The 12911-nt window shown below is 60.8% G+C and carries 13 protein-coding genes; 8 read left to right on the top strand and 5 right to left on the bottom strand.

Annotated features, from left to right (window positions below; genetic code table 11):
- The first annotated feature begins 176 nt into the window (after nucleotides 1–176).
- Nucleotides 177–395, top strand: coding sequence for a hypothetical protein (locus tag ACCW71_RS10795; RefSeq protein WP_013356919.1), 219 nt, complete (start codon nucleotides 177–179; stop codon nucleotides 393–395).
- A 52-nt stretch (nucleotides 396–447) separates the two neighbouring features.
- Here the strand turns inward: ACCW71_RS10795 and ACCW71_RS10790 are convergent, their stop codons facing one another.
- Nucleotides 448–1830 carry an amidohydrolase gene (locus ACCW71_RS10790; protein WP_436371183.1) on the bottom strand — a complete coding sequence of 461 codons (1383 nt, stop codon included), beginning with the start codon at nucleotides 1828–1830 and terminating at the stop codon, nucleotides 448–450.
- A 90-nt stretch (nucleotides 1831–1920) separates the two neighbouring features.
- Nucleotides 1921–2781: a LysR family transcriptional regulator gene (locus tag ACCW71_RS10785; RefSeq protein ID WP_436371182.1), complete on the bottom strand. Its 861-nt coding sequence runs from the start codon at nucleotides 2779–2781 to the stop codon at nucleotides 1921–1923.
- An 87-nt stretch (nucleotides 2782–2868) separates the two neighbouring features.
- Here ACCW71_RS10785 and ACCW71_RS10780 point away from each other — a divergent pair, with 87 nt between their 5' ends.
- The 6 genes from ACCW71_RS10780 to yniD all read left to right on the top strand — a co-directional run bounded on the left by ACCW71_RS10780 (nucleotide 2869) and on the right by yniD (nucleotide 8572).
- A complete protein-coding gene (locus ACCW71_RS10780; protein ID WP_436371181.1) occupies nucleotides 2869–4038 on the top strand; it encodes a cyanate transporter in 1170 nt (389 codons plus the stop codon).
- Nucleotides 4039–4247: 209 nt separating this feature from the next.
- Complete coding sequence (lldP, locus tag ACCW71_RS10775; RefSeq protein ID WP_436371180.1) at nucleotides 4248–5900, top strand: L-lactate permease; 1653 nt, start codon at nucleotides 4248–4250, stop codon at nucleotides 5898–5900.
- On the top strand, nucleotides 5897–6670 hold the full coding sequence (gene lldR / locus ACCW71_RS10770) for a transcriptional regulator LldR (RefSeq protein WP_436371179.1): 774 nt from the start codon (nucleotides 5897–5899) through the stop codon (nucleotides 6668–6670). The genes lldP and lldR overlap by 4 nt, the downstream gene beginning before the upstream one ends.
- Complete coding sequence (gene lldD, locus ACCW71_RS10765) at nucleotides 6670–7857, top strand: FMN-dependent L-lactate dehydrogenase LldD (RefSeq protein WP_436371178.1); 1188 nt, start codon at nucleotides 6670–6672, stop codon at nucleotides 7855–7857. Before lldR ends, lldD begins: the two co-directional genes overlap by 1 nt.
- Nucleotides 7858–7915: 58 nt before the next feature.
- Nucleotides 7916–8344 carry an OsmC family protein gene (locus ACCW71_RS10760; protein WP_436371177.1) on the top strand — a complete coding sequence of 143 codons (429 nt, stop codon included), beginning with the start codon at nucleotides 7916–7918 and terminating at the stop codon, nucleotides 8342–8344.
- 123 nt (nucleotides 8345–8467) lie between these two features.
- Nucleotides 8468–8572, top strand: a complete 105-nt coding sequence (gene yniD / locus ACCW71_RS10755) for a small membrane protein YniD (protein ID WP_436371176.1) — start codon at nucleotides 8468–8470, stop codon at nucleotides 8570–8572.
- 115 nt (nucleotides 8573–8687) lie between these two features.
- On the opposite strand, the gene ACCW71_RS10750 is transcribed toward yniD, so the two are convergent.
- The 3 genes from ACCW71_RS10750 to ACCW71_RS10740 all read right to left on the bottom strand — a co-directional run bounded on the left by ACCW71_RS10750 (nucleotide 8688) and on the right by ACCW71_RS10740 (nucleotide 10008).
- The gene (locus tag ACCW71_RS10750) at nucleotides 8688–8918 is read right to left on the bottom strand and encodes a hypothetical protein (RefSeq protein WP_029519422.1); all 231 of its coding nucleotides are present in this window, start codon (nucleotides 8916–8918) and stop codon (nucleotides 8688–8690) included.
- Between the two features lie 99 nt (nucleotides 8919–9017).
- The gene (locus ACCW71_RS10745; protein WP_436371175.1) at nucleotides 9018–9188 is read right to left on the bottom strand and encodes a hypothetical protein; all 171 of its coding nucleotides are present in this window, start codon (nucleotides 9186–9188) and stop codon (nucleotides 9018–9020) included.
- 169 nt (nucleotides 9189–9357) lie between these two features.
- Nucleotides 9358–10008 carry a CPBP family intramembrane glutamic endopeptidase gene (locus tag ACCW71_RS10740; RefSeq protein WP_436371174.1) on the bottom strand — a complete coding sequence of 217 codons (651 nt, stop codon included), beginning with the start codon at nucleotides 10006–10008 and terminating at the stop codon, nucleotides 9358–9360.
- Between the two features lie 213 nt (nucleotides 10009–10221).
- Between ACCW71_RS10740 and ACCW71_RS10735 the strand changes: the two genes are divergently transcribed.
- Nucleotides 10222–12825 (top strand): bifunctional diguanylate cyclase/phosphodiesterase, encoded by a 2604-nt coding sequence (locus ACCW71_RS10735; protein ID WP_436371173.1) that lies wholly within the window; start codon nucleotides 10222–10224, stop codon nucleotides 12823–12825.
- The last annotated feature ends 86 nt before the right edge of the window (nucleotides 12826–12911 follow it).

Below are 12911 nucleotides of genomic sequence, written 5' to 3'. Positions count from 1 at the left end.
TCACGGTTTTTGAAAATTTATTTCATTGTTAATCAGATAACTCCTTAATAGCGACTCCAGTAATAGAATTAATCATTAAAAAATATCACCCGTCGTGCCGATAAAAATGTGGAGCTAATTGCTTTATATTTAGCGCGCCATATTCCTGGTACAACGACCGGTAGAGGGTATTTGCATTGAGTAATAGCATCCAGGGACCACATGAAAATGTGCTTAAAATAGTAGGCCGCGCCGTACTGACACTGCATGTTCATGGAGAGAGTTTATCTGCGGATAAGATCGCCTCGATGATCGGCTGTTATGCGGAAGATGAGCCCTGTGATCAGGAAGATCGTCGCTTATATGCGCTGGCAATGGAATTGATGTCGAATGACCAATGGGCGAAAAGCGCATAACAGGCGATTCGCACAGGTAAATGCAGAGCCTCCTGAGGGAGGCTCTGTTGTTTCAGGCCGCTGTCCGCACAAAGACCGCTTTACCGCGTGAAAAGGTCGCCACGACTGGCGAAATCCGCGCCACCGCTTCAGCGGAGCAGCTGGCGGCAACCAGCATCATGCTGGCTTCATCCCCCACCTCCGGCCACTGACGCTTGCCCTGCGCTGACAGGGGCAGCCGATCGTCAGTGGCGATCGCCAGCGCCCGCGACAGGGAAAACTCATCCGATCCGCGATAGAGCTGCGCATAGAGATTCGCTTTTTCCAGCATGCTGCCGCTGCCAAACGGCGACCAGTGATCGATCACGCTGTCGGTGCCGGTCATCACCTTCACCCCCGCCGCCTGTAACTGCGGGATCGGCATGGTCAGTTTGCCGAGCGGCAGGGTTGAGGCGACGCTGAACTGCTGCTCCGCCAGCCCCTCAATCATCTTTTGCAGCGCGCTGCCACTCAGGGTCGCCAGCGCAAAGCCGTGGCTCAGGGTCACTTTCCCCTTCAGCGAGGGGTTTTTTGCCACCGTGTCGATCATATAGTGCATCGCCGCGACGCCCGCCGCAGAGGTTTCATGCAGGTGAATATCGACGCCGCGCTGGTAGTCGAGCGCAATCTGGAACATCGCATCCAGCGACTTCTCCATCGCACCATCCACACTGGTGGGATCGAGTCCGCCGACATACTCCACGCCGCGCTGCATCGCCTCGCGCATCAGGCCATCCACCTGCGAATGCAGCAGGCCATGCTGGGGAAAGGCGACGATCTCGCAGGGAAAGTCGGGATGATTCGCCAGCGCCGCCTGCAAATGTTCCAGACTCTGCAAACCGCTGACCGGATCGATATTGCAGTGGCTGCGGGCGCGGGTGGTGCCTTTGGCGTGCAGCAGGGCGATCAACCCTTCGGCGCGCGCCTGTGAGTGCGGCAGCAGCTGCGGGATCAGCACCTGCTCGCGCGCAATCATATCCATAATGGTTTTGCCCTGACGCGGACGCGGTGCCTGCCACGGGCCGCCATAGAAGGTCTTATCCAGATGGATATGCATATCCTGAGTGGCGGGCAGCAGCAGGGCATCTCCGGCATCCCATGAGGGCAGCGTGCTGTCGCCCTCGCCAGCTGGTTGCAGCTGGTCAAATTTACCGTTGCGCACGCTGATGTCATAGCGGCCGGTCCGGGTGGCGACGATCTCATTATCTTCACGGATAAACCCCTCTTCCAGCCGCACGTTGCGCAGCAGATAGTGATCCTGCTGCGGCAGGGCGGCGGGCTGGTCAGGGAGAGAGGAGGACGGGCGCGCAGGGCTCGCTGCGCTGGCAAGGCCCGCGGCCAGCAGCCCGCCAGCGGCGGTCCAGCGGACGCTCTGGCCGAGGAAATCACGACGGCTCGGAGAAGGGGAAAGGGACATCAGAGGCTCCTGCAAAGTGAACAAAAGCTTAATCTGACAAAGGCTGCGTCAGCCTGCTGCGTTATTTTCCACTGGCAGCTATTCGATAGCTCACTGCCAGCGCAGCTGGCTGAAGGTGGCCAGGGCTTCCGCCAGTTCTCGTTGCAGCGCATCCTGCGGCTGGCGGCAGAACAGCGCCAGTTCAAAGGTATCAATCACCGGCAGACCCGCTTCGCTGCCCAGCACCCGATGCTGCGGCAGACGGCAGCTGGCGGGCAGCAGGGTCAGACCGAGTCCCTGCGCGCTGGCGGCGGCGAGGGCGACCAGGCTGGCGCTGCTGTAACTGATGCGCCAGCTACGGCCCAGCGCGTCAAGCGTCTGGCACACCTCGTCGCGATAGAGCCCCTGCTGCGGAAACAGCACCAGCGGCACCGGGGTCTGTTCAAAGCAGGGCCAGGCGGCGCTGTCGAGCCACAGCAGCGGCTCCGGGCGCGACGCCAGCGGACGTTCGCCAGCGGGCTGTTTAATCAGCATAATATCCAGCTCCTCACGCTGCCAGGCGCGGCGCAGCTCCACCTGCATGCCGCTCATCACGTCCAGCCGCAGCTGAGGATGGTCGCGGCTGAAATGGGCCAGCAGACCGGCGGTGGGGGCGGCGAAATCTTCCGGCACGCCCAGCCGCAGCACCCCGTCGCGCCATTTATCGCTCAGCACATCGTGGGCTTCCCCGTTCAGGGCGATGATCCGCCGGGCGTAGCCTAAAAGTTTCTCCCCCTCTTCGGTGATCTGCACCTGATGCGAGGAGCGCACCAGCAGATCCTTGCCAACCATCTCCTCCAGCCGTCGCACCTGCTGACTGACGGTGGACTGCGACAGATGGACCCGCTCAGCCGCGCGGGTAAAGCTGCGCGTTTCGCACACCGCCACAAAGCTGAGCAGCTGCTGCGGCGTAAACATCGGCTGACGATTCATTTTTCCACTACCTGGCAGAGTCATATTTCATTTCCAGATAGTAACGGCTGCTGGCAGGCTGACAACTTTTAAATCTGCGGATCTGTGATGAACAAAGATAACAACCTGCTGCTGGCGGCACTGGTGCTGGCCGGGCTTAATATGCGCCCCCTGATGACCTCGGTCAGTCCGTTACTCGGCCAGCTGCGGCACAGCATCGGCCTCTCACCGCTGGCGGCGTCGCTGCTGCCTGCGCTGCCGATGATGATGATGGGCGGCATCGCGCTGGTCAGCGCCCCGCTGATGCAGCGTTTTACGGTGCGCACGCTGCTGCTGGGCGGATCAGCGCTGCTGCTGCTGGCGCTGCTGAGCCGGCTGTTTCTCACTGACGGAGGCGGGCTGGTACTGAGCACGGTTCCGGGCGGCGCGGGCATCGGCATGGTGCAGATGGCGATGCCGGGCCTGATCCGTCAGCGCTTCGCTGCCCGCAGCGCGCCAGTGACCGGCTTATGGGCGGCGGCGCTGATGGGCGGCGGTGGGATTGGCGCGGCGATAACGCCCTGGCTGGCGGCGCAGGTCGGCTGGCAGGGCGCGCTGAGCGGCTGGGCGCTGCCGGTGGTGCTGGCGCTGTTGCTGTGGTTGTTTATCACCACGCCCGCGGCAGCGGGCCGTGACGCGGCAGAGCTGCCTTCGCTATGGCGCAAGCCCCGCGCCTGGACGCTGGCGCTGAGCTTTGGCCTGGTAAATGGCGGCTATGCGATCTGCGTCGCCTGGCTGCCCGACTTCTATCATCAGCTCGGCTGGAGCGCCCAGGCGGGCGGCTCGCTGCTTGGGGTGATGATCGGCTGTCAGGTGATGGGTGCACTGCTGCTGCCGTTGCTGGCGCGCGGGCGCGATCGTCGTCCGCTGCTGCTGCTGACGCTGGCTTTGCAGTTCAGCGGCATGCTCGGCTTTCTGCTGGCACCCGGACTGGCGCCCTGGCTCTGGGCGGGGATCGCGGGTGCCGGACTGGGTGGGGCGTTTCCGCTGGCGCTGGTGCTGGCGCTGGATCACCTGGCTCAGCCGCAGGCCGCGGCCCGGCTGGTGGCCTTTATGCAGGGCGTCGGCTTTATCATCGCTGGCTGCATGCCGTTTATCGCCGGGCAGCTTCATCAGCTCACCGGTCACTTCACCAGCGTCTGGCTGCTTCAGGCGGCGGTGACACTGCTGCTGGTCGGGCTGAACCTGCGTTTTCATCCCCGCAGCTATCCGCGTGCCTTCCCGGAAGAAAATCGATGATTTTGGTCCGACCAATAGCGGCAATATTTTTCTCTGGTTCACACAACGCGAAAAATCACTTAACTTCTGTTGCCACTGGTTAACAATGCATTAACTATCTCTTGCCATAAGCGCCGCATAACCATTTTGGTCGGACCAATCCGGCGGCGCAGCTGGCGCGTGGCATGGCGACCGCGCGCCACATTTCTTCCACTCCTGGAGATACCGGCATGCAGATCTGGCAACAAAACTACGATCCGCTGGGCAATATCTGGCTTTCGAGCCTGGTCGCACTGATCCCGATTCTGTTTTTCTTCTTCGCGCTGATTAAGCTGAAGATGAAGGGCTACCTGGCCGCCACCGCCACCGTGGGGCTGGCGCTGCTGGTGGCGCTGTTTCTCTATCAGATGCCGACAGCGCAGGCACTGGCCGCCGTGGTGTATGGCTTTCTCTATGGTCTCTGGCCGATCGCCTGGATTATTGTCGCGGCGGTCTTTGTCTATAAGATCTCGGTCAAAACCGGCCAGTTCGATATTATCCGCGCTTCGATCCTGTCGATTACCCCGGATCAGCGGCTGCAAATGCTGATTGTCGGCTTCTCGTTTGGTGCCTTTCTGGAAGGTGCGGCGGGCTTTGGCGCACCGGTGGCGATCACCGCCGCGCTGCTGGTCGGGCTGGGCTTTAATCCGCTCTACGCCGCCGGACTCTGCCTGATTGTGAATACCGCGCCGGTCGCCTTTGGCGCGATGGGCATTCCGATTATCGTGGCCGGGCAGGTCACCGGGCTGGACAGCTTCGCCATCGGGCAGATGGCCGGCCGCCAGCTGCCGCTGCTGACCCTGATTGTGCTGTTCTGGATTATGGCGATCATGGATGGCTGGCGCGGGGTGAAAGAGACCTGGCCGGCAGTGGTGGTGGCGGGGGGCTCCTTTGCTATCGCCCAGTTCCTCAGCTCCAACTTCCTCGGCCCGGAACTGCCCGATATTATCTCGTCGCTCGCCTCGCTGATTTCGCTGACGCTGTTTCTGAAGGTCTGGAAACCGGTGCGTATCTTCCGCTTCGCCAGCGCCGACGCGCAGCCCGATCCGGCGCTGCCGGTGCAGCACTACCGGCTGGGGCAGATTGTTCGCGCCTGGATGCCGTTCCTGTTCCTCACCGCCACCGTTACGCTCTGGAGCATTCCGCCGTTTAAAGCGCTGTTCGCCAAAGGTGGCGCGCTTTACGACTGGGTGCTGAGCGTGCCGGTGCCGCTGCTGAATGAGCTGGTGGCGCGGATGCCGCCGGTGGTGGGCAGCGCCACGCCTTATCCGGCGATCTTTAAGCTCGACCTGGTTTCCGCTACCGGCACCGCCATCTTAATTGCGGCGATCATGGCGATGGTGCTGCTGCGCATGAAGCCAAAAGCGGCGCTGCGCACCTTTGGTGAGACGCTGAAAGAGCTGGCGCTGCCGATCTACTCCATCGGCATGGTGCTGGCCTTTGCCTTTATCTCCAACTACTCCGGCCTCTCCGCGACCCTGGCGCTGGCACTGGCCCACACCGGCCATGCTTTCACCTTCTTTTCGCCGTTCCTCGGCTGGCTGGGGGTTTTTCTGACCGGGTCAGACACCTCCTCCAACGCGCTGTTTGCGGCTTTACAGGCCACTACCGCGCAGCAGATTGGCGTCTCCGATATTCTGCTGGTGGCGGCTAATACCACCGGCGGCGTCACCGGTAAGATGATCTCGCCGCAGTCGATCGCCATCGCCTGTGCGGCGGTCGGACTGGTGGGGAAAGAGTCCGATCTGTTCCGCTTTACGGTTAAACACAGCCTGATTTTCACCTGCCTGGTGGGGATCATTACCACCCTTCAGGCTTACGTATTCCCCTGGATGATCCCATGAACCCGACTGTTTCACCGCTGGTGGCGCGCCTGCGGGCTTATATCAGCGAACATCAGCTCACCGCGGGGATGCGCCTGCCCGCCGAACGCCAGCTGGCGGCGGAACTGGGCGTCTCCCGCTCCTCGCTGCGCGAAGCGCTTCAGCAGCTGATCAGCAGCGGGATGCTGATCAGCCGACGCGGCGGCGGCACCTGGGTGCGTCAGCAGCTGGCTCCCTGGTCGGAACAGCGCATCGTCGAGCCGATTCGCCAGCTGCTGCATGACGATCCTGACTACCGCTACGACATCCTGGAAGCGCGCCACGCGATTGAGGCCAGCACCGCCTGGCACGCCGCGCTGCGCGCCAGCGACGCCGATAAAGAGAAGCTGCAATACGCCTTTGACGCCACGCTGAAGCTCAAAGAGAGTGACGATCCCGATCTCGCGGCCCAGGCGGATGTGCGCTTCCATCTGGCGATTGCCGAGGCGTCGCACAATGTGGTGCTGTTGCAGACCATGCGCGGCTTTTTTGAGCTGTTGCAGTCGTCGGTGATGCAGAGCCGCCAGCGTATGTATACCCAGCCAGCGATTTTTGCCCGCCTGACCGAACAGCATCAGGCGCTGCTCAACGCCATTCTCGCCGGTGAGGCTGAAGCCGCCCGCCAGGCGGCGATGCAGCATCTGGGCTTTGTTCACACCACCATGAAAAGCCTGCATGAAGATGAAGCGCGCCAGGCGCGCATCACCCGCTTACCGGATAACGACACACGCAACCCAAAGGAATCTGACTGATGATTATCTCAGCTGCCAGTGACTATCGCGCCGCCGCGCAACGTATCCTGCCACCGTTCCTGTTCCACTATCTGGATGGCGGTGCCTATGCCGAACATACGCTGCGGCGTAACGTGGAAGATCTCTCCGACGTGGCGCTGCGCCAGCGCATTCTGAAGAACATGTCGGAACTGAGTCTTGAAACAAAATTATTCAATGAAACCCTGTCGATGCCGGTGGCGCTGGCCCCGGTCGGGCTGTGCGGGATGTACGCCCGCCGTGGGGAGGTGCAGGCGGCGCGCGCCGCCGCCCTGAAGGGCATCCCGTTTACCCTCTCGACCGTCTCGGTCTGTCCGATTGAAGAGGTGGCCCCGCAGATTAACCGGCCGATGTGGTTCCAGCTCTACGTGCTGCGCGATCGCGGCTTTATGCGCAATGCGCTGGAGCGCGCCAAAGCCGCTGGTTGTTCAACACTGGTGTTTACCGTCGATATGCCGACACCGGGCGCACGCTACCGTGACGCCCACTCCGGCATGAGCGGCAATCACGCGGCGCTGCGTCGTTACTGGCAGGCCGTGACCCATCCGCAGTGGGCGCTGGATGTGGGGTTGCAGGGCCGTCCCCACGATCTGGGAAACATCTCCGCCTATCTGGGCAAACCCACCGGGCTGGAAGATTACATCGGCTGGCTGGCCAACAACTTCGATCCCTCCATCAGCTGGAAAGATCTGGAGTGGATCCGGGAGTTCTGGGATGGGCCGATGGTGATCAAGGGCATTCTCGATGCGGAAGATGCGCGCGATGCGGTGCGCTTCGGCGCAGATGGCATCGTGGTTTCCAACCACGGCGGTCGCCAGCTGGATGGCGTGCTCTCATCGGCGCGCGCGCTGCCCGCCATCGCCCATGCGGTGAAAGGCGACATCACCATCCTGGCCGACAGCGGCATCCGCAACGGACTGGATGTGGTGCGGATGATTGCGCTGGGCGCAGACAGCGTGCTGCTGGGACGCGCCTTTATCTATGCGCTGGCCACCCACGGTCAGCGCGGCGTGGAGAACCTGCTGAACCTGATTGAGAAAGAGATGCGCGTTGCCATGACCCTGACCGGGGCGAAGTCGATCGGCGAGATCACCCGCGATTCGCTGGTGCAGGCGGAGGCGCTGCTGACGCCGCAAAGCCCGCCGCCGCGTCCCCGCGCGGTGAGTTAACCCGGCGAAACTGAATCGCCTGGCTATACTTAACTTCTTTACCAACAGGAGGAACGAGATGACCATTCATAAGAAAGGTTCAGCACATTGGGAAGGCGATATTAAAGGCAAAGGTACGGTCAGTACCGAGAGCGGCGTACTGAGCCAGCAGCCCTATGGCTTTAACACCCGTTTTGAAGGCGGTAAAGGCACTAACCCGGAAGAGCTGATTGGCGCGGCGCATGCGGCCTGTTTCTCGATGGCGTTATCGCTGATGCTGGGTCAGGCGGGCCATCCGCCAGAAAGCATCGATACCACCGCAGATGTGTCACTGGATAAGAAAGGTGAAGGCTTTGCCATCACCAAAGTGGCGCTGACCAGCACCATCTCTCTGCCAGGCATTGATGAGTCGACCTTCGATGAGATCATCAATAAAGCCAAAGCGGGCTGTCCGGTTTCTCAGCTGCTGAACGCAGAGATTACGCTGGATTACACCCTGAACAACTGATGCCGTAACGGGTCGCCTTTTGGCGGCCCTGGCAGTATGCTAAGCACCAGCGGTCCTGTTGTTGACCGAAACAGATGCGCCTTCTGGCGCATCTTCGCTTTCTGACAGGGAGAAAAGCGGCGTATGAGATCCCGTACGGCGAAAAAACAGTGGAAAATGGTGCTGGTATTGCTCTGCATCTGCGGCGCGCTGCTGCTGATCCGCTGGGCGGCGATGATCTGGGCCTGACGTAATGAAGGGGATAGGCCGCCACACGCTCGGCATACTACTGATGGTGATTATCGTGCTGGAAGCTGTGCACTTCCTGCTGACCGCCTCCTGGCTGCCGTGGCGATAATCTGACTCAGACAAACGCATCCTCACGCCGCTTAGCCCGCACGTCGCTGCGCGCAATGCGATAAGCCTTGCGTGGATCGCCCACCACGAACTCAAAGGTCGGGGTGTAGTAAAAGGGCAACCAGCCGCCATAACTGCTCTCCCACTCCCAGCGAACGGGGCAGGGCCACAGAATGCCATCATATAAAAGATAATATACCCAGCGTCCACCAGGACGACGGGGGCGTGATGTTTTCATGGGATTCACAACGGTAATGGGTAACAACAGCTTATATTTTGTACGCTAAAGCGCCAGCTTGCAATGTTGCAGCCGAGCTTTATTGCGGCTGGCCCTGATTTAGCGATGCACTTCACCACACAGCAGGACCACATTCGGCCTGACTTTATGAATACGGTTGGCCATGGTTTCACAGGCCACTTTAGTCGGGTAGATGCGCTCGGAAACCGGCAGCGCCTCACAGGCGTCGTAGCCGCACGCACTGACTAACAACACAAATCCTATCAACATGCTCGTCTCCTTTACACGGTCTGGTGGTGCGGACTGTGAGTCTTTTCATTCCTTTTTACCAACCAGTATAGACAAACGTGACGGGGCGGCTTTATCAGCGGGAGCGGTGCGCCCTTCGGCGGGCGTCAGGCCGGGCGGATCATCCTGACGCGCAGAGCCGTGCGGCGGTTCAGCCCGCGAAATACCAGGCGGGCAGCAGCGCAATCAGGTTATTCAGGGTGTGCAGGAAGATCGGCAGCGCCAGGCTGTTGCTGCGCAGGCGCGCATAGCAGAGCAGCAGCGAGAAGAGCGTCAGGGCGATAATGGTCTGCCAGTGCACATACTGGGTGTGCATCGCCGCGAACAGCAGCGAGGTCAGCAGCATACAGGCGAAGCGGCTGCGCGGCGCCCACAGCAGAAAGCCCTGTAAGAGGAAACCGCGAAACAGCACCTCTTCAAACACCGGTGCCAGCAGCACGGCGGTCAGCAGCAAAATCAGCAGTGAGTTGCGTCCCTGCTGCGCCTGCATCACCAGCCAGCCTTCCGGCTGCATGAACTGCGTCTGCGCCGCCATCAGAATAAACAGCACGCCAATAAACAGCAGGGTTTGCAGCATACGCAGTTCGCCCAGCGGCAAATCGCTGCGGCGCTGGCAGTAAAAACGGTAGAGCGGGTAGATCACCGCAAATTCGAACAGGCAGAGCACCGGCACCAGCAGGCCGTCATTGCGCAGCACGCCGTAATTGGGAAACAGCGTGATCAGCATGGTGATCAGGTAATAAACCACAAAGCTGCCGACGTAGAACAGCGTCAGGGTCACTTTGTCGGAAATGGTGTTCATAGGCGACTCAGCCAGCGAAGGTTAGCGCATAGTAGCAATGCGCCTGATCGCTGTCGAGTCAGCCAATAACACAATATTTACGCGCTAAATTTTAGCCGCAGACTAAACACCAGAGCGAGTGAGCCGATAACAGAGGAAACTAATCTGGCCCATCTGACACGCTGTGTTGCAGGCCCGGTATCTGAAACCCTGGTTGTGTAGTGAGCACTCTTAATGACTTTTGATCCACCGGCAGCGCCGCCATCATCGTTTACACATGCAGCAGAAGACCGCACTGTCCGCTTTACGCGGCGCAGTCTGCGCACGCTTTCGCTGCTGCTGTTTGGCGTGCTGGTGCTCTCGATGCTGATGGTGCTGACCATTGCGCAGCGGCAAAACAGCGTCTCGGTTGAGCATGACCATCTGCTGATGGAGCAGGCGTGGAAAAATCGCCAGGAAGCGATGATCACCGACATCCGTGATTATGCCTTCTGGGGCGAAGCCTGGCGCAATCTGCACCTGAAAGTAGATAAGGTCTGGGCGTTTAACGAAGAGAATTTCGGCCCAGGGCTCTATCAGGAGTATCATTACGAAGGGGTGTTTGTCGTCGATGGCGAGGGACGCACCAGCTACGCGGTGATTAACGGCCAGCTGGCGAATACCCCGCTGGAGGCCTGGCTGGGCAGGCAGACCAGCGGGATGATTGCCGCCGCGCGCCAGCTCAATAACGCCGCCCTGACCCGTAATGCCATCATTAATCATCAGGCGGCGATTGTGGTCGCCGCACCAATCAGCCGTGGCAAAGTGACCGGGCTGCCCACCAAAGCGGGACCGCCGTCGATCATGGTGTTTGTGAATCTGTTCACCCCAGCCAAGCTGCAAGAGCTGGGCGTGACGCTGGATGTGCGCGACCCCCGCAACCCCACCAGCGCAGAGGATGCCATACGTGAGCCGCGCATGCTCCAGCCGGTCGCCGGTGGCGAACCGGTGGTGCTGCGCTGGACGCCTAAAATGCCGGGCATGGGCCTGATCCTGTTTCTGCTGCCGCTGCTGCTGCTGATGGCGATTATCATCGGCCTGATCACCCGCCGCGTCAGCCGGCACGCCTTATATAACGCGATTCTTTCGGACCGGCGTTTCGCCCTGCTGACCATCAGCCAGCAGGAGCTGGCCAGCAGTGAGGCGCGCTTCCGCGATCTCGCGGAGGCGGCGTCAGACTGGATCTGGGAAACGGATGAAGAGGGCCGCCTGATCTATCTCTCCTCACGTTTCGAGGCGGTGACCGGCCATGAAATCGCCCACTGGCTGGGGCGACATCTCGACCATCTGCTGACCCACCCCAGCCACTCTCTGGTTGCCTGGCTGCTGCGCCAGCAACAGGAGCCGCAACCGATGCCACTGCGCTGTCAGTTTATGTCGGCACAGGGCGACCGGCGCATTGGTCAGCTGGTGGCGAAAACCATCTGGCAGGATGCGCGGCGCATCGGGTTTCGCGGTACGGTGTCGGACATTACCCAGGGGATGGAAGCGGAAGCGCGCATCCAGTTCCTGTCGCGCCACGATGTCCTGACCGGTTTATCAAATCGCCTCCAGTTGCAGGAGTTCCTGACGCTGCACTTTGAGCAGCGCGAGGAGGCCACGCCGCTGACCCTGATTACGCTCGATCTCGATCAGTTCCGGCCCATCAATGAAACCTGGGGCCACGCGGTGGGTGACGAGGTGCTGAGCCAGATAGCCCAGCGGCTGAAGCGCTCTATCGGTCCGCACGAACTGGTGGCGCGACTGGGCGGCGATGAGTTCGTGCTGGTGTTGCGGGAGGCGAACCGGGATCGGGTCGATCAGCGCTGTGCCCAGCTGGTGCATGAGATGCAGCAGCCGGTCAGCACCGGTCAGCATGTCCACTATCTTACTATCAGCATGGGGATCGCCTGCGCGCCGCAGGACTCCACTCATGCGGAAATGCTGTTGCGGATGTCAGATATTGCGCTGAATGAAGCGCGTGAAGCGGGGCGCAATCAGTGGGTCTGGTACGCCAATGAGATGGCGAGTCAGCATGACGACAAGCGCGAACTCTCCCGGCGCATTGAGAAGGCGCTGAAGAATAATGAGTTTCGCCTGCACTATCAGCCGCGCTATCAGCTGCTGAGCGGACAACTGGCGGGGGCCGAGGCGCTGATTCGCTGGCAGATCGCTCCCGATCAGTGGATCACCCCGGATCGCTTTATTCCGCTGGCGGAAGAGAGTGGTCTGATCGCCACCATCAGCGACTGGGTACTGATGCGCGCCTGCGAAGATGCGCTGGGGTGGGGCGGCGATCGCTACGTCTCGGTCAATATCTCCCCGATGGAGTTCCGCACCAGCGATCTGGTACAGCGGGTCGCCAGCGCGCTGGAGAGAAGCGGCCTGCCCGCGACCCGGCTGGAGCTGGAGATCACCGAAAACGTTACTTTTGAACATCCCCAGCATGCGCTGGAGGTGATGCAGGGCTTACGATCGCTGGGCGTGCGCCTGACGGTTGACGATTTCGGCACCGGCTATGCGGCGCTGGGCTATCTGAAAACCTTCCCGTTTAACGGCCTGAAGATTGACCGCTCATGGATGAAAGATTTCCCGGAGTCGCAGCAGGCGCAGTCGGTGGTGGCGGGGATTATCGCGCTGGCGCGCGCCTTTGCGCTGACCATTACGGCGGAGGGGATTGAGACAGAAGCGCAGCTGAACCAGCTCAAACAGCTCTCGTGCGAAGAGGGGCAAGGCTACTTCCTCGGTCGGCCGATGCCGCTGGCCGCATTCAGTACGCTTCTGGAAAGAACCGCGCAAAACCCGACAGAGCGGGATTAACGCACTTTGACCGCCACGGCGGTCATCAGCATGGCGCAGACGATAAAAATAATCAGTTCCATCATTACCTCTCTGGACTCAGCAAA

Source organism: Pantoea sp. C2G6 (genome assembly GCF_051336815.1).
Lineage (GTDB): Bacteria > Pseudomonadota > Gammaproteobacteria > Enterobacterales > Enterobacteriaceae > Pantoea.
This window is presented reverse-complemented; position numbering and strand designations above follow the sequence as displayed.

Bases quoted from the DNA above. Each gene is read 5' to 3' on its own strand.
- yniD (WP_436371176.1), top strand. From the start codon at position 8,468: ATGAGATCCCGTACGGCGAAAAAACAGTGGAAAATGGTGCTGGTATTG.
- lldP (WP_436371180.1), top strand. From the start codon at position 4,248: ATGCAGATCTGGCAACAAAACTACGATCCGCTGGGCAATATCTGGCTT.
- ACCW71_RS10735 (WP_436371173.1), top strand. From the start codon at position 10,222: ATGACTTTTGATCCACCGGCAGCGCCGCCATCATCGTTTACACATGCA.
- ACCW71_RS10760 (WP_436371177.1), top strand. From the start codon at position 7,916: ATGACCATTCATAAGAAAGGTTCAGCACATTGGGAAGGCGATATTAAA.
- ACCW71_RS10750 (WP_029519422.1), bottom strand. From the start codon at position 8,918: ATGAAAACATCACGCCCCCGTCGTCCTGGTGGACGCTGGGTATATTAT.
- lldD (WP_436371178.1), top strand. From the start codon at position 6,670: ATGATTATCTCAGCTGCCAGTGACTATCGCGCCGCCGCGCAACGTATC.
- ACCW71_RS10740 (WP_436371174.1), bottom strand. From the start codon at position 10,008: ATGAACACCATTTCCGACAAAGTGACCCTGACGCTGTTCTACGTCGGC.
- ACCW71_RS10745 (WP_436371175.1), bottom strand. From the start codon at position 9,188: ATGTTGATAGGATTTGTGTTGTTAGTCAGTGCGTGCGGCTACGACGCC.
- ACCW71_RS10790 (WP_436371183.1), bottom strand. From the start codon at position 1,830: ATGTCCCTTTCCCCTTCTCCGAGCCGTCGTGATTTCCTCGGCCAGAGC.
- lldR (WP_436371179.1), top strand. From the start codon at position 5,897: ATGAACCCGACTGTTTCACCGCTGGTGGCGCGCCTGCGGGCTTATATC.
- ACCW71_RS10785 (WP_436371182.1), bottom strand. From the start codon at position 2,781: ATGAATCGTCAGCCGATGTTTACGCCGCAGCAGCTGCTCAGCTTTGTG.
- ACCW71_RS10780 (WP_436371181.1), top strand. From the start codon at position 2,869: ATGAACAAAGATAACAACCTGCTGCTGGCGGCACTGGTGCTGGCCGGG.